The following is a 16,262-nucleotide window of genomic DNA, read 5'->3' as shown; positions in this document are numbered from 1 at the left end:
GCGGCGGGTTAGACCATGTCAGAGATCGCGTTTCTGTTGAACGGAACGCCGGTCCGCGTTGTGCCGCAGGCGCCGACGCAGACACTTTTGGACTATTTGCGCGAGACAAAAGGCCTGTGCGGCACCAAAGAGGGCTGCAATGAGGGCGATTGCGGCGCTTGCACCGTGATGGTGACCGATGAAAGCGGCGGCTGCGCCCTGAACGCCTGCATCCTGTTTTTGCCGCAACTCGATGGCAAAGCCGTCCGCACGGTTGAGGGGCTCTGCGGCCCCAAAGGCGAACACCACCCGGTGCAAACCGCCATGGTCGCCCATCACGGCAGCCAATGCGGGTTCTGCACGCCGGGGTTTTGCGTCTCGATGGCGGTGGGCCACCTGACGGGTCGCCAAGACCATGACACCGTGCTTGCGGGCAACCTCTGCCGCTGCACCGGCTATGCCCCAATCATCCGCGCCGCCCAAGCCGCAGAGACCGCCCCGGTGCCGGACTGGATGCAAACCGATGCCTTCAACGTGGCGCAAATATCCTCGGGGGCCCGGGGGCAGACGGCCCCCGGACATCTCAGCCCACGCGACCTTGATGCGTTTGCCGATTGGTACGCCGCCAACCCCGACGCCACCCTGATCGCCGGGGCCACGGATGTCGGGCTTTGGGTCACCAAACAGCTGCGCGATTTGCCGAAGCCCACCTTCCTTGGCCAGCTTGCTGATCTCAACCGCATCGACCGGCAGGGCGACACCTTGCGGATCGGCGCAGGGGTGACGATTGAGGCCTTGTTGCAGGCGATGATCCCCCTGCATCCGTCCTTTGCCGAGATCCTGCGCCGCTATGCCAGCCTGCAGGTCCGCAATGCGGCCACGATCGGCGGCAATATCGCCAATGGCTCGCCCATCGGCGACGGCCCGCCGCCCTTGATTGCGATGGGGGCGACCTTGCATCTTCGCCGCGGGGCGCAGCGCCGGGATCTGCCTTTGGAAGACTTCTTCCTCGAGTACCGCCGCCAAGACCGCCAGCCGGGCGAGTTCGTCGAGGCGGTTTCCATCCCTGTCAGCGCCCCGGCGCTGCGGGTCTACAAACTGTCGAAAAGGTTCGATCAAGACATCTCGGCGGTCTGTGGGGCCTTTCATGTGACCATTGAGTCCGGAAAAGTGACAAAAGCCCGCATCGCCTTTGGCGGTATGGCGGGCACACCGAAGCGCGCGCGCGCGGCTGAGGCGGCGCTGATCGGCCAGCCGTGGAGCGAGGCCACGATTGCCGCCGCGCGCGCGGCGATGGCGGCCGATTACCAGCCCATGACCGACATGCGCGCCTCGGCCGCCTATCGCCTGATCACCGCGCAGAACATGCTGACGCGCTATGCCCATGACCTTGCCGGAACCCCGGTCTCGGTGCTGGAGGTGCAGCCATGAGCATGGGAAAATCGCTGCCGCATGATAGCGCGCCTTTGCATGTGACGGGGGCCGCCCGCTATGCCGATGATGTGCCTTTGCCTGCGGGGGCGCTGCATCTGGCCTTTGGTCTGTCGAATTGCGCCCATGGCGTGATCACCGAAATGGACCTTGCCGCGGTGCGTGCCGCCCCCGGCGTGGTGGCGGTGTTTTCGGCTGCGGATTGGCCGGAGATGCCCGATTGCTCACCTTCGGTGCATGATGAGCCTTTGTTGGCCACGGGCAGGGTGCATTACATTGGTCAGCCGATTTTCCTCGTCGTGGCCGAGAGCCACTTGGCCGCGAGGAAGGCAGCACGGCTGGGCCGCGTGGCCTATGATGAACTGCCTGCGCTTTTGACGGTGGATCAGGCGTTGGCCGCCAATTCGCGCTTTGAGCAAGGCCCGGTGGTCTGGACCAAAGGCGATGCCACCAGCGCCATCGCCCGCGCGCCCCTTGTGACCGAAGGCAGTTTTGAGGTGGGCGGGCAGGAGCATTTCTATCTCGAAGGTCAGGTCGCCTTTGCCCTGCCCGGTGATGATGGGGGGGTGTCGATTGTCTCCTCCACCCAGCATCCGACCGAGATTCAGCATAAGGTGGCCCATGCGCTGCATCTGCCGATGTCGGCGGTGCGGGTCGAGACGCGTCGGATGGGCGGCGGCTTTGGCGGCAAGGAATCTCAAGGCAACGCTTTGGCCATCGCCTGCGCCATGGCGGCGCATGCCACGGGGCGCGCCTGCAAGATGCGCTATGACCGCGACGATGACATGATGATCACCGGCAAGCGGCATGATCTGCGGATCAAGTATCGCGTCGGCCATGATGGTGAAGGGCGGATCTTGGGGGTGGAGTTTACGCACCTCTTCCGCTGCGGCTGGTCTCAGGATCTGTCTTTGCCGGTGGCGGACCGCGCCATGCTGCATGCCGACAATTGCTATCACCTGAGCGATGTCCGGATCGAAAGCCACCGGCTGCGCACCAACACCCAAAGCGCCACCGCCTACCGCGGCTTTGGCGGACCGCAAGGGATGGTGGGGATGGAGCGCGTCTTGGATCACGTGGCCCAAGCCGTGGGCCGTGAGCCTTTGGATGTGCGTCTTTTGAACTTTTACCACTCCAACGGGGCAGGTGGGCCGGGGACGGGCCAGCGCTATGGCGGGCCAAATTCACCTGTCAATTCGCAACCCCAAACGACGCCCTTCCATATGGAGGTGGAGGATTTCATCGGCCATGAGCTGGTGGCGGAGTTGGAGAAAACCAGCAATTACCGCGCTCGAAAGGCCGAAATTGCGGCTTGGAATAGCAATAATCCGATCTTCAAGCGCGGCATTGCGCTGACGCCGGTGAAGTTCGGGATTTCCTTTACGCTGACATGGCTGAACCAAGCCGGAGCCTTGGTGCATGTCTATCAGGACGGGTCGATCATCCTGAACCATGGCGGCACCGAGATGGGGCAGGGTCTGAACCAGAAGGTGGCGCAGGTGGCGGCCGATGTGTTCGGGGTGGAGACTGGCGCGGTGAAGATCACCGCCACCGATACGTCGAAGGTGCCCAATACCTCGGCCACGGCGGCCTCGTCTGGGTCGGACCTGAACGGGATGGCGACACGCGCGGCCTGCGAGACGATCAAGGCGCGGATGGCGGCGTTTATCGCAGACAAGCACGGGGTGGCGGTGGGGTCGGTCAAGTTCGCGGACGGTCAGGTGCGGGTGGCAGGCGAAGAGTACGGCTTTGCCCAGGTCGCCGCCTGGGCCTATCAGGCGCGCATTTCGCTGTCGTCCACGGGCTATTACGCCACGCCGAAAATCACTTGGGACCGGGTCAAGGGCAAGGGCCGCCCGTTCCTTTACTTCGCCTATGGCGCGGCGGTGACTGAGGTGGTGATCGACACGCTGACCGGGGAAAACCGGATTTTGCGGGCGGATTTGTTGCATGACACTGGCACCAGCCTGAACCCCGATCTGGATATCGGGCAGGTTGAGGGGGCCTATGTGCAAGGCGCGGGGTGGCTCACGACCGAGGAATTGGTGTGGAACGGCAAGGGGATGCTGACGACGCACGCGCCCAGCACCTACAAGATCCCCGCCTGTTCGGACCGCCCTGATGTGTTCAACGTGGCGCTTTGGGGCAAGCCCAACCGCGAGGACACCATCGGCAAATCGAAGGCGGTGGGCGAGCCGCCGTTCATGCTGGGCATCTCGGCGCTTTTTGCGCTGTCCGATGCGATTGCGGCCTGTGGCGATGGATCGACTTATGTCGCGCTGGATGCACCGGCCACGGCGGAGCGGGTGCTGATGGCCGTCAGAAGGCAGCAGGGCCATGTTTGATCTGGACGCGCTGAGCACAGCCGTCGTCCAGCACGGGACCGTGGCTCGTGTGGTGATTGCCGATGTCAAAGGATCCTCCCCGCGTGAGGTGGGGGCGGCGATGCTGGTTTGGGCGGGGGGCCAATCGAGCACCATCGGCGGCGGCGCGCTTGAGTTTCAGGCTGCGACCCGGGCGCGGGCGATGCTGGGCGCGGGCGGCGCACGGCTGGACCATGAGGCGCTTGGCCCCTCGCTCGGCCAGTGCTGCGGTGGGGCGGTGACGCTGTTGACAGAAGTGTATGACGCGCAAAACTTGCCTGACGCGGGCGATGTGATTGCGCGGGCGGTGGACGGCAGCGCCATGCCTTTGGCGGTGAAGCGCCTGATCGACCGAGCGCGGGGCCAAGGGATGATGCCCAGCCCGCAGCTTTTGCAAGGCTGGATGTTGGAGCCCGTGGCCCGCCCGACGCGCCAACTTTGGGTCTGGGGTGCGGGCCATGTGGGCCGGGCGCTGGTGGAGGTGCTGGCCCCCCTGCCCGGTTTGGCGATCACTTGGGTCGATACCGCGCCTGACCGCTTTCCCGAAACCCTGCCCGACACGGCCCGCGCCTTGCCGGTGCCGGACACCGGCCTTGCCGTGGCCTTGGCCCCGAAAGACGCCGAGCATCTGATCCTGACCTACAGCCACGCGCTGGACCTTGATCTGTGCCACCGGCTCTTGACCCATGGCTTTTCCGCCTGCGGCTTGATCGGATCGGCCACCAAATGGGCGCGGTTTCGGGCGCGGTTGGGCGCATTGGGCCATTCGACCCAATCTATCGCGCGAATAGATTGCCCGATCGGCAATCCTTCCTTAGGGAAGCATCCTCAGGCCATTGCCATTGGCGTGGCCAGCGCCTTTCTGTCCCGCCGCCCAGACGCCCTGCTGATGGAGACCACTGGAACATGACACGTCCCATCCTTTTGCAGGTGGAGGGCATCACCAAAGCCTATCCCGGCGTGGTGGCCAATTCCGATGTCAGCTTTGCCATTCGCGAAGGTGAGGTGCATTGCCTTTTGGGCGAAAACGGCGCGGGCAAATCGACCATGGTCAAGATGATCTATGGTCTGGTGAAGCCCGATAGTGGGCAAATGACGTGGAAGGGGGCCGCCTATGCCCCCGCCGCGCCGCGCGTGGCGCGGGCCACGGGCGTGGCGATGGTGTTTCAGCATTTCAGCCTCTTTGAGGCGCTGAGTGTCGCCGAGAATGTCGCCCTTGGGATGGAAAACCCGCCGCCGATGAAGGCGCTGGCGGCGCGGATCAAATCGGTGTCGGAGGATTACGGCCTGCCTTTGGACCCTGCCCGTATGGTGGGCGATCTGTCAGCCGGGGAGCGTCAGCGGGTGGAGATCATTCGCTGCCTGTTGCAGGACCCTAAGCTGTTGATCATGGACGAGCCGACGAGCGTGCTGACGCCGCAAGAGGTGGAGATTCTGTTCAAGACCCTGCGCCAGTTGGCGGCGGAGGGGACGGCGATCTTGTATATCTCGCACAAGCTCGAGGAAATCCGGGCGCTGTGTGATGCCGCCACAATTTTGCGACGCGGCAAGGTGGTGGGGACGGCGGACCCCAAGGCCTCCACCGCGCGGGAATTGGCCGAGATGATGGTGGGCGCGACGCTGACTCCGCCGGAGCGCCCTGCGCCCAAGGATTGGGGTGGCGATCATGCGGCGCTGGAGGTGAAGGGTTTGTCGGCCCCCTCGCCCATTCCCTTTGGCACGAGCCTGAAGGATGTGACCTTTACCGTGAAGCGCGGCGAGATTTTGGGCATTGCCGGAGTGGCGGGCAATGGGCAGGACGAGCTTTTGCTGGCGCTGTCGGGCGAGATCAAATCCGGCGCGGGCCAGATCAGCGCGACGGGCGTGGCGGTGGGGAATATGGGCCCGGCCGCGCGGCGCGGGATTGGGTTTGTGATGGCGCCTGAGGACCGTTTGGGCCATGCGGCGGCACCGGATATGTCTTTGGTCGAAAACGCCTTTCTGACCGGCGGTGTCCGCAAGGGGCTGGTCAAGAACGGCTTTGTCGATTGGGATGCGTCCCGTGCCTTTGCCGATGAGATCATCAAGACTTATGACGTGCGCACCCCCGGCAGCCATGTGGCCGCACGGGCGTTGTCGGGTGGCAATTTGCAGAAATTCGTCATCGGGCGAGAGTTGATGCAAAACCCCGATGTGATTGTCATCAATCAGCCGACATGGGGCGTCGATGCCGCCGCCGCGGCGGCGATCCGGCAGGCCATTTTGGACCGTGCCGCCGAAGGGGCCGCTGTGGTGGTTATCAGCCAAGACCTTGATGAGCTTTTGGAAATTGCCGACAGCTTTGCGGTGTTGAATGAGGGGCGGCTGACCAGCCCGCGCCCGGTGAAGGGGCTGACGGTGGATCAGATTGGCCTGATGATGGGCGGCGCGCATGGCATGGAGGTGGTCCATGTCTGACGCTCGCCGCCAATTTTCTTCGAAGAAAGTTGCAAATTCCTTCGAAGGAATTTGGCTCTTCAAGGTCTTGAAAGGTGCATCATGCTGAGGCTTGAAAAACGCCCAAACCCGTCGAAGTTCTGGCTCTATGGTACGCCTGTGGTGGCGGTGATCTTGACCATGGTGTTTGGCGGTTTGTTGTTTGCCGCCATGGGCACGAACCCGATTGAGGTGATCCGCACGATCTTTTGGGACCCGATCTTTGGCGAGTTTGCGTTTTACCTGCGCGGCCAGCTTTTGGTGAAGGCCGGGCCTTTGATCCTGATCGCCATTGGACTGGCCTTGGGGTTCAAGGCGGGGATTTGGAACATCGGGGCGGAAGGCCAGTATATCATGGGCGCCATTTGTGGCGCCGCGGTGGGCCTTGCGGTCTATCCGACCGAGAGCCGCTGGATCTTTCCGGCCATGGTGCTGGCGGGGGCCTTTGGTGGCTGGGCTTGGGCGATGATCCCGGCCATTTTGAAGACCCGCTTCAACACCAATGAAATCCTTGTGTCCTTGATGCTGGTCTATGTGGCGCAAACGATCTTGGCCAAAGCCTCGACCGGGTTCTTGAAGAACCCTGAAGGCATGGGCTTTCCGGGAAGCCGCAATTTCTCGAGCTATCCGGCGGCGGCGAACCCTGAGTTCTGGCCGGGATCGGGCATTCATTGGGGCGTTGTGGTGGCGCTGGGGGTGGCGCTGGTGGCTTGGGTGCTGCTGGCGCGCCACATCATCGGCTTTCAGATCAAGCTCTCCGGCCAAGCGCCGCGCGCCGCACGCTTTCATGGGGTGAACCCGAACCGCTTGGTCGTTCTGTGCATGGGCATTTCGGGCGGTCTGGCAGGGCTTGCGGGCCTCTTTGAGGTGACGGGCCCTGCGGGCCAGATCACCATCGATTTCAACGTGGGCTATGGGTTCACCGCGATCATCGTGGCCTTCTTGGGCCGGTTGCACCCGATCGGGATCATCTTTGCCGGCATCCTGATGGCGCTGACCTATGTGGGCGGTGAGATGGCTTCGACCAATCTTGGCCTGCCCTCGGCCGCCATTCAGGTGTTTCAGGGGATGCTGTTGTTCTTCCTGTTGGGGGTTGATGTGCTGACCAACTACCGCATCCGCACCGTTCTGGGAGGGAAATGATCATGGGTGGAATTGATCCGGCAATCCTGATTGCTTCGCTCATGGCGGCCTCGGTGCCGATCCTTTTGGCCGCCTTGGGCGAGTTGGTGGTGGAGAAGGCCGGGGTTTTGAATCTGGGCGTTGAAGGGATGATGATCATGGGGGCCATTGTGGGCTTTATGGTCACCATCCACACCGAAAGCCCGGTGCTGGGCTTTGTCTGCGGCGCGCTGGGCGGGGCGGCGATTTCGCTGGTCTTTGCCTTCCTGACGCAGGTTTTGCTGGCCAATCAGGTGGCGACCGGCCTTGCGCTGACGCTGTTTGGCCTTGGGCTGTCGGCGCTTTTGGGCCAAGGCTACAACGGGCTGAAGCCGGTGCAGACCGAAGCGGTGCCGCTGGGTCCCTTGGCGGATATTCCGTTCTTTGGCCAAGTGCTCTTTAGCCATGACTGGATCGTCTATTTCTCAATCTTCATGACAGCGGCGATTTGGTATGTGCTGAAATCCACCCGGCTGGGCCTGATTATCCGCGCCGTGGGCGAAAGCCATGAGGCGGCCCATGCGCTGGGGTATAAGGTGAACCGCATCCGTCTGGGCGCCATCATGTTCGGCGGGGCCATGGCGGGGATGGGCGGGGCCTATGTGTCTTTGGTGCGCGTGCCGCAGTGGGTGGACGGAATCACCTCAGGCGCCGGTTGGATTGCCTTGGCCATCGTGGTCTTTGCCAGCTGGAAACCGTGGCGCGCGATGATCGGCGCCTATCTTTTCGGCGGGATCACCGTCTTGCAGTTGAACCTGCAAGCCGCAGGCAGCTGGATTCCGGTCGAGTACTTGTCCATGTCGCCTTATCTGATAACCATCGTGGTATTGGTCATCATGTCATCGGGAAAGGGCAAGGCGTCGCTGAACGCGCCGGCTGCCTTGGGGCAGAATTTCCACGCCTCACGCTGAGGCCTATTATCAACCGGGGCCCTGCGCGGGCTCCATCTACGGGGAGAGACTGAATGTTGAGAAGAACCCTTTTGGCCACCGCAGCCCTTGGGCTGGGCATGGCTTTTTCGGGCGGCGCGGCCATGGCTGCAGGGATGGACAAGGTCAAGGCCTGCTTCATCTACATCGGCCCCATCGGCGATGGCGGCTGGACTTTCCAGCACCATGAAGGTGCTTTGGCCGTGCAGGCCGCATACGGCGATAAGGTCGAGATCCAGTATCAGGAAAACGTGCCGGAAAGCGCCGACGCTGAGCGCGTTCTGACCCAGATGGCTTTGGGCGGCTGCAACATCATCTTCACCACCTCGTTTGGCTATATGGACCCGACCAATGCGGTCGCCGCCAAATTCCCGGATGTGAAGTTCGAGCACGCCACCGGCTACAAGCGCGACAGCGCCAACGTGTCGACCTATAACGCGCGCTTCTACGAAGGCCGCGCCGTTCAGGGCCACATTGCGGGCAAGATGACCAAGTCGAACAAGATCGGCTACATCGGCTCGTACCCGATCCCGGAAGTTGTCTCGGGCATCAACAGCTATTTCCTGCATGCCAAGAAGGCCAACCCGAATGTCGAGCTGTCGGTCGTCTGGGCCTACACTTGGTTTGATCCGGCGAAAGAAGCTGACGCTGCCAAGGCGCTGATCGATCAGGGCGTGGACGTGATTGCAGCCCACACCGATTCGACCGCACCGCTGGCCGAAGCTGCCAAGACCGAAGGCGTGATCGGTTTCGGTCAGGCCTCGGACATGTCGGCCTATAAGGACGGCCCGCGCGTGTCGTCGATCATCGACAACTGGGCGCCCTACTACGTCAAGCGCGTCGGCCAGCTCTTGGACGGCACTTACGCCCAGACCGACAGCTGGGAAGGCATTGCCGCTGGCGAAGTGGAAATCGGTGAAATTACCGACAAGGTTCCGGCTGACGTGAAGGCTGAAGCCCTGGCGCTGCGCGATGCGATCGCGGATGGCTCGTACCACCCGTTCACGGGCCCGATCAACAAGCAGGACGGCTCGGTCTGGCTGACCGAAGGTCAGACGGCTGCGGATGGCGACATTCTGGGCATGGCCTTCTATGTCGAAGGCATCACCGGCGACATCCCGCAGTGATCTGACGGTTCAGGTTTTGGGAAAGGCCCGCGCTTTGCGGGCCTTTTTCTTTTGGGCCCCTCCTCGGGCGCCTTCGGCGTCTCGTCGGAGGACCAAACGGCGAGCGTCGAAGACGACGAGGAGTGTCGCGCCAAAGCTTGCGCTTGGCAGATCGGCTGGGCATCTTGGCGCCATGACACAGCACCCCCTTGCCTTTGGCACCATGCAATGCGGCGGCCGCGCCGATGCCACGCAATCGATGGCCATGTTCCACGCCTGCTATGATGCTGGGATCCGGCATTTTGACACCGCTTGGATTTACACCGATGGGGCGTCTGAGACGCTTCTGGGGGAGTTCGCGCGGGGCCATGACATCCAGATTGCCACCAAGGTCGGCTACACGGGGGGCTCTGGCCGCGCCAATCTGACGGCGCAGTTTGACACCAGCCGCAAGCGGTTGGGCCGCGATGGGGTGGATCTTTTGTATCTGCACCGCTTTGACCCCAACACGCCTTTGGCGGAGACATTGGAGCTCTTGGCCGAGTGGCAATCGCGCGGGATGATCGCGCGCATTGGCCTGTCGAACTTTGCGGCGTGGCAGGTGATGAAGGCGCAAGCTGTGGCGGCAAGCTTTGGCACGCGGATTGAGGCCATTCAGCCGATGTATTCCCTTGTGAAACGCCAAGCTGAGGTGGAGCTTTTGCCGATGGTCGCCGATCAGGGGATCACCGCCTATACCTATTCGCCTTTGGGCGGGGGGCTTTTGACCGGCAAATACGCCGCTGGGGGCGCGGGGCGGTTGACCGAGGACAGCCGCTATGCCGCCCGCTATGGCCGCAGTGAGATGGCCGTGGCGGCGGAGGGCTTGGCGCGGCTGGCCGAGGATCTTGGCACCCATCCGGCCACGCTGGCGGTGGCTTGGGCGAAATCCCACCCGGCCCGGCCGGTGCCGCTGATTTCTGCCCGTGAAACTGGGCAGCTTGCCCCCTCGCTTGCCGCAGCTGATTATCCTATGACGGCGGAAACCTATGCCCGGATCGCCGCACTTTATCCCGCGCCGCCTCCGGCAACCGACCGAACGGAAGAAGCATGACCGATTTTCTCATCATCGGCGGGGGGATTGCGGGGATTTCCGCCGCCGCCCGCATGTCGCATCTGGGCCGCGTCACGGTGCTGGAGGCCGAGCCGCATCTGGCGCATCACGCCTCGGGCCGGTCGGCGGCGCTTTATGAGCCGAACTATGGGCTGAAGCCTGTGGTGGGGCTGTCGGTGGCGTCCGGGGATTACTTTCGGTCGCAGGACAAGGTGCTGTCGAAGCGCGGGCTGATGATCTTGGCGCGGGAGGGTGAGACGGCGGCGCTGGCCGAAGAGGCGGCGGATATGGATCTGGACCCGATCAGCATGGATGAGGCCCGCGCGATGGTGCCGATCCTGAATGACAGCATTGTTGAGGCGGCTTTTGGCGATCATGCCTGGGATATCGACACCGATCTCTTGTTGCAGAACTTTGCCCGTGAGGCGCGGGGCAATGGGGGTGAGATTGTCACCGATGCCCGCGTGACCGCGATTGCCAAGACAGCGACGGGCTGGGCGGTGACCACGGGTGTGGGGACCTATGAAGGGCGGGTTTTGGTCAATGCCGCCGGGGCTTGGGTCGATCAGATTGCAGCGATGGCCGGGGTGCAGCCTTTGGGCTTTCAGCCGTATCGTCGGTCGATGGCGCGCATTCCGGCGCCCGGCGGACATGACATCTCGGGCTGGCCGATGATGTTTGGCGTGGGTGAGTTGTGGTATGCCAAGCCCGACGCCGGGGCCTTGATCGTGTCGCCTGCCGAAGAGCATCCGATGGAGCCGCATGACGCTTGGGCCGATGATATGGTGCTGGCCGAGGGCTTGGCGCGGTATGAGGAGTTTGTCACCGAACCCGTGACGCGGTTGATTTCCAACTGGGCGGGTTTACGCACCTTTTCGCCGGATCGGTCGCTGGTCATTGGGCAGGATGTGCGGGAGCCGTCGTTCTTTTGGGTGGCGGGGCAAGGCGGCTATGGGTTTCAATCCTGCCCGGCGGCCAGCCAATTGGCGGCTGATCTGATCGGCGGGCGGGCATCTGATCTGTCAGCCGAGCTGATCGCCAGCCTGTCGCCCGCCCGGTTCGGATGACGTTGAAACTGCCGGATACCGGGGCCGAAGTGCTGGCCGATGGGCGGCGCATGGTGCCGTCGGCGGCGCGCAATGGCGAGCCGATTTTGCGGGCGCTGCAAGGGCTGGTCCTGAGGGGGCGGCTGTTGGAGATTGCCTCTGGTTCGGGGCTGCATGCGGCGCATATGGCAGGGCCTTTGGGGCTGCTCTGGCAGCCGACGGAGGTGGAGCCTGCCAATTTCGCCTCGATCCTTGCGTGGTCGGCCACCACCGATGCGGCCATTCAACCCCCGATCCATCTGGATGCGACCGAGGCGGGTTGGGCGGCGCGGTTGGGGGCGTGGGATGCTGTGCTTTTGGTCAACCTTCTGCATCTGATCCCAGAACCTGCCGCTGCCACGCTTTTGGCCGAACTGGGTGCGGCGCTTGTGCCCGGGGGCACGGCCTGCCTTTACGGGCCGTTCTTGCGGGATGGTATGGCCACCAGCCCGGGCGATGCCGCCTTTGACGCCAGCTTGCGGGCGCAGGATCCGGCGATTGGGTATAAAGATTTGGAGTGGGTTATGGGGCAATTGGGCAAGGCCGGGTTGTCTTGTGACGTTTTGCCGATGCCCGCCAACAACCTTTTGCTGGTTGTGCGGCATTCCCATGCGCATGCGCGCGTGTAGCTGATCGAGATCACGCCCCTGCCCGCGCAGCATGACGTCGTCACCCGTGCCGCATAGGCGGATTTCACGCCCGTTTCCCCTTCCCCGGTGACAAAACACCGCGACCGGGGCAGGATGGGGGGATGAAACAAGGTATTTTCTTGATCCTTTTCCTTGCGCTGACCGCCTGTGGCCCCGCGCGTGCGCCGGACCAACCCGCCACCGCCCCGCCGGTGGAGGTGACATGGCCCAACTTTTCCGACACGGACCCGCACCCTTGGGCGGGCCAAGATCCCGCGCAGCACCCGGTGCATGGGGTGGATGTGTCGCGCTTCCAAACCACGGTCGATTGGGAGGTGGCGCGGGCCAATGGGGTGAACTTTGCCTTCATCAAAGCCACCGAAGGCGGGGATCTTTTGGACCCGATGTTCAAGGATCATTGGCGCGGGGCGGGACGGGCCGGGGTGAAGCGCGGGGCCTATCATTTCTACTATCACTGCCGGGCTCCGGAAGAGCAGGCGCGCTGGTTCTTCCGCCATGTGCCGCGCGTGGCGGGCAGTTTGCCGCCGGTCTTGGACATGGAATGGACCCCGACCTCCCCCACCTGCACCATTCGGCGTGAGGCGTCGGTGATCCGCCGCGATGCGGCCAAGATCGTGGCGCTGATGACCGACCATTACGGCACCGCGCCGATCCTTTATACGACGGTCGATTTCTATGAGGACAATGAGATGTGGCGGCTGAAGGGCGTGGATTTCTGGCTGCGGTCGGTCGCCGCGCACCCGTCAGACCGCTATCCGGGGCAGCATTGGCGGTTCTGGCAATACACCTCAACCGGCCTTGTGCCGGGGATGAAGGGTGAGATTGACATCAACGCCTTTGACGGCAGCCGGGAGGATTGGGCCGAGTGGTTGGCGCGGCGGGTGGTGCCTTAGGTTTTAAAGGAAAAGGCCGCCCGAAGGGGCGGCCCAATTTTCTGTGAAGAAAATTGCGGGGGCGTTCGGTGCTGACGGGCTTCCACTGGAAGCCCGTCCGGGCGCACCTTACCCGTCGATGCGGATGCGGGCGTTCGTCGGGTCAAACGGGCTGTCTTCGACCACCACCGCGTCCCATTCCTGACGCAGCATCTTGACCTTGAGCTTGGTGCCCGGCACGGCAAGTTCGGGGCGAACGTAACCCATGCCGATTTGCTTGCCGAAGGCCACCGAATAGCCGCCCGAGGTCAGACGACCGACCTTTTCGCCGTTCAACAAAAGCGCCTCTTTGCCCCACGGATCGGCATCCGACGGGCCGTCGATCAGAAGCGTGCAGCACTTGGAGCGGACGCCGGTTTCGACCATCTTGGCCTTGCCGTTGAAGTCCTTGGACAGATCAACAAAGCGCGGCAGGTCGGCTTCAAGCGGGGTCGCATCGCGGCCCAACTCGTTGCCGAAGGCGCGGTAGGATTTTTCCTGACGCAGCCAGTTTTGCGCCCGTGCGCCAACGCCCTTCAGCCCGTGCTTTTCGCCGACCGACCAGATCAGGTCCCACAGGTAGCGGCCGAATTCGATCGGGTAGTGGAGTTCCCAGCCAAGTTCGCCCGTATAGGCCACGCGCACGGCGCGGACCGGGCACATGCCAAGTTCGATGTCGCGGTAGGAGAGCCACGGGAAGCGCTTGTTCGACAGAACCGTAGCCGGATCGGCGTCTTTGACGATGTCATTGAGGAGCGCGCGGCTGTTCGGGCCGGCCAGCGCATAGACGCCCCACTGGGTGGTGATGTCGTGGATGTCGATATGGCCGCCACCTGCTGCCATGAAGTCCTCGGCCGATTTCATCAGGAAATCAGCGTCATAGGCTGTCCATGCGCCTGCCGAGATGAGGTAATACTCATGCTCTTTCAGCCGCACGATGGTGTATTCGGTGCGGGTGGTGCCGTGGTTGGTGAGCGCGTAGGTCAGGTTGATGCGGCCCACGTTCGGCAGTTTGTTGCAGGTGAAGTGGTCAAGGAAGGCGGTCGCGCCGGGGCCGCGCACGAGGTGCTTGGTGAAGGCGGCGGCGTCGATGATGCCCACCGTGTTGCGCACGGCTTTGGCTTCTTCGACGGCATAGGGCCACCATGCGCCACGGCGGAAACTGCGGCTGTCATGGTCGAACGACGCAGGGGCATCGACCGGACCATAATAGTTCGGGCGTTCCCAGCCGTTCACCTGACCCATCTGCGCGCCCATCTTCAGCTGACGCTCATAGGCGGGGGCGGTGCGGAGCGGGCGGCAAGCCTCGCGCTCTTCGTCCGGGTGGTGCAGGATGAAGACGTGGTTGTAGCATTCCTCGTTCTTGCGGGCGGCGTATTCGGTGGTCATCCAATTGCCGTAGCGCTTGGGGTCGAGTGAGGCCATGTCGATCTCGGCCTCGCCCTGCACCATCATCTGGGCGAGGTAATAGCCGGTGCCGCCAGCGGCGGTGATGCCGAAGGAGAAGCCTTCCGCGATCCACATGTTGCGCAGGCCGGGGACCGGGCCGACCAGCGGGTTGCCGTCGGGGGTATAGCAGATCGGGCCGTTGAAATCGTCCTTCAGACCCACGGTTTCCGACGAGGGCAGGCGGTGGATCATCGACATGTATTCCGCCTCGATCCGTTCCAGATCCAAGGGGAAGAGGTCGGCGCGGAAGCTGTCGGGGACGGCATATTCGAACCGCGCCGGGGCGCCGTATTCATAGGGGCCAAGGATCCAGCCGCCGCGCTCTTCGCGGACATACCATTTGGCGTCGGCGTCGCGCAGAACCGGGTGCTCGGGGTTCGACTTGCGATAGGCCTGCAGCATCGGATCGGGTTCGGTCACAATGTACTGGTGTTCGACCGGGATGGCCGGGATCTTGATGCCCAGAAGTTTCGCCGTGCGCTGTGCGTGGTTGCCGGTGGCGGTGACGACATGTTCGGCGTGGATGTCATAGGTTTCCTCGGTCGGCACCAGCATGCCGCCCTTGTCTTCCATCCGGGTGACCGAGACGATCCATTCCGAACCGGCCCAGCGATAGCCGTTGACCTGAATCTTGCGTTCAATCGTCGCGCCGTGCTGACGCGCGCCCTTGGCCATGGCTTGGGTCACGTCGGCGGGGTTAATGTAGCCGTCCTGCGGGTGGTAAAGCGCGCCGACAAGGTCTTCGGTCCGCACCAAGGGCCAGCGGTCCTTGATCTCTTTCGGGGTCAGAAACTCGTGATAGACCCCGGCGGTTTCGGCGACCGAGGAATAGAGCATGTATTCATCCATGCGTTCCTGACGCTGGGCCATGCGCAGGTTGCCGACCACGGCAAACCCGGCGTTGAGGCCGGTTTCCGCCTCGAGCCCTTTGTAGAAATCCACCGAGTATTTGTGGATATGGGTCGTGGCGTAGGACATGTTGAAGAGCGGCAGAAGGCCCGCCGCATGCCATGTGGAGCCTGCGGTCAGCTCGTCACGTTCGACCAGCATCGTATCCCAACCCGCCTTGGCGAGGTGATAGGCAATGCCGGTGCCAACCGCACCGCCGCCAACGACAAGGGCTTTGACATGGGTTTTCATGGGGAGACTCCGAATGGTCTGAATGGGCGTTTGCCCCTATCTGCCCGAAGTCAGGGAAAATGGGCAAGAAGGCCCGACACCTAACAGCGAAAAACGACATGGGCGGCGAAAAGCGGCATTTTCAATGCGAGCAGGTTGCGCGGCCGTGTTCGGTGGAAAAGGAATAGGCGCGTTCGACCTTTGCCACGCGCACAGCATAAGTCACATACCACTCCACCCGCCCGCGCCGCTGGGCGTCGAGATGGTCAACCTTGGCCTTCCAGGCGCGGATGGCGGCCTCGTCGGTCCAATAGGAATTGGTGATGCCAAAGCCATCCGCCCCGCGCGCGCTTTCATGGCCAAGATAGCCGGGCTGAATTTCAGCCATGGCGACCATCTCATCGGCCATCGCGGCATAGCCGTGGTCGCCCTCGGTGCGTTGGCTGGAAAAGGTGACGACGTAATAGGGCGGTTTGGGCAAGCTGGTGACGGGCATGGCGGCTTTCCGGGCTGAGGACACAGGCTAGGGCCT

Annotated in this window: 13 protein-coding genes; 11 read left to right on the top strand and 2 right to left on the bottom strand. The window is 63.1% G+C overall.

The features are described from left to right. Positions 1-15 precede the first annotated feature (15 nt). The 11 genes from xdhA (at position 16) to AC72UB_RS03405 (ending at position 13,144) form a co-directional block, all read left to right on the top strand. Positions 16-1,410, top strand: a complete 1,395-nt coding sequence (xdhA, locus tag AC72UB_RS03455; protein ID WP_505188530.1) for a xanthine dehydrogenase small subunit — start codon at positions 16-18, stop codon at positions 1,408-1,410. Beyond that, positions 1,407-3,755 (top strand): xanthine dehydrogenase molybdopterin binding subunit, encoded by a 2,349-nt coding sequence (xdhB, locus tag AC72UB_RS03450; protein ID WP_505188529.1) that lies wholly within the window; start codon positions 1,407-1,409, stop codon positions 3,753-3,755. Before xdhA ends, xdhB begins: the two co-directional genes overlap by 4 nt. Then, positions 3,748-4,683, top strand: coding sequence for a xanthine dehydrogenase accessory protein XdhC (xdhC, locus tag AC72UB_RS03445; protein WP_505188528.1), 936 nt, complete (start codon positions 3,748-3,750; stop codon positions 4,681-4,683). The genes xdhB and xdhC overlap by 8 nt, the downstream gene beginning before the upstream one ends. Then, a complete protein-coding gene (locus tag AC72UB_RS03440) occupies positions 4,680-6,209 on the top strand; it encodes an ABC transporter ATP-binding protein (RefSeq protein ID WP_505188527.1) in 1,530 nt (509 codons plus the stop codon). The genes xdhC and AC72UB_RS03440 overlap by 4 nt, the downstream gene beginning before the upstream one ends. Positions 6,210-6,290: 81 nt before the next feature. Then, positions 6,291-7,370, top strand: coding sequence for an ABC transporter permease (locus tag AC72UB_RS03435; protein WP_463289430.1), 1,080 nt, complete (start codon positions 6,291-6,293; stop codon positions 7,368-7,370). Beyond that, on the top strand, positions 7,367-8,299 hold the full coding sequence (locus tag AC72UB_RS03430) for an ABC transporter permease (protein ID WP_505188526.1): 933 nt from the start codon (positions 7,367-7,369) through the stop codon (positions 8,297-8,299). The genes AC72UB_RS03435 and AC72UB_RS03430 overlap by 4 nt, the downstream gene beginning before the upstream one ends. 53 nt (positions 8,300-8,352) lie before the next feature. After that, positions 8,353-9,444 (top strand): BMP family ABC transporter substrate-binding protein, encoded by a 1,092-nt coding sequence (locus AC72UB_RS03425; RefSeq protein WP_505188525.1) that lies wholly within the window; start codon positions 8,353-8,355, stop codon positions 9,442-9,444. 172 nt (positions 9,445-9,616) lie between these two features. After that, positions 9,617-10,516 carry an aldo/keto reductase gene (locus AC72UB_RS03420; RefSeq protein ID WP_505188524.1) on the top strand — a complete coding sequence of 300 codons (900 nt, stop codon included), beginning with the start codon at positions 9,617-9,619 and terminating at the stop codon, positions 10,514-10,516. After that, positions 10,513-11,583, top strand: a complete 1,071-nt coding sequence (locus tag AC72UB_RS03415; RefSeq protein ID WP_505188523.1) for an NAD(P)/FAD-dependent oxidoreductase — start codon at positions 10,513-10,515, stop codon at positions 11,581-11,583. The genes AC72UB_RS03420 and AC72UB_RS03415 overlap by 4 nt, the downstream gene beginning before the upstream one ends. After that, complete coding sequence (locus tag AC72UB_RS03410; RefSeq protein ID WP_505188522.1) at positions 11,580-12,230, top strand: DUF938 domain-containing protein; 651 nt, start codon at positions 11,580-11,582, stop codon at positions 12,228-12,230. The genes AC72UB_RS03415 and AC72UB_RS03410 overlap by 4 nt, the downstream gene beginning before the upstream one ends. 122 nt (positions 12,231-12,352) lie before the next feature. After that, entirely contained in the window at positions 12,353-13,144 is a 792-nt protein-coding gene (locus tag AC72UB_RS03405) for a GH25 family lysozyme (RefSeq protein WP_505188521.1), read from the top strand. 108 nt (positions 13,145-13,252) lie between these two features. Here the strand turns inward: AC72UB_RS03405 and AC72UB_RS03400 are convergent, their stop codons facing one another. Together AC72UB_RS03400 and AC72UB_RS03395 are read right to left on the bottom strand one after the other, a co-directional pair. Next, entirely contained in the window at positions 13,253-15,751 is a 2,499-nt protein-coding gene (locus AC72UB_RS03400; protein WP_505188520.1) for a GcvT family protein, read from the bottom strand. Positions 15,752-15,872: 121 nt separating this feature from the next. Beyond that, the gene (locus AC72UB_RS03395) at positions 15,873-16,226 is read right to left on the bottom strand and encodes an antibiotic biosynthesis monooxygenase family protein (protein WP_505188519.1); all 354 of its coding nucleotides are present in this window, start codon (positions 16,224-16,226) and stop codon (positions 15,873-15,875) included. Positions 16,227-16,262 lie beyond the last annotated feature (36 nt).

Origin of the sequence: Allotabrizicola aquatica (SeqCode) (assembly GCF_965194375.1) — a bacterium.
Taxonomy (GTDB): domain Bacteria; phylum Pseudomonadota; class Alphaproteobacteria; order Rhodobacterales; family Rhodobacteraceae; genus Tabrizicola_A; species Tabrizicola_A aquatica.
This window is presented reverse-complemented; position numbering and strand designations above follow the sequence as displayed.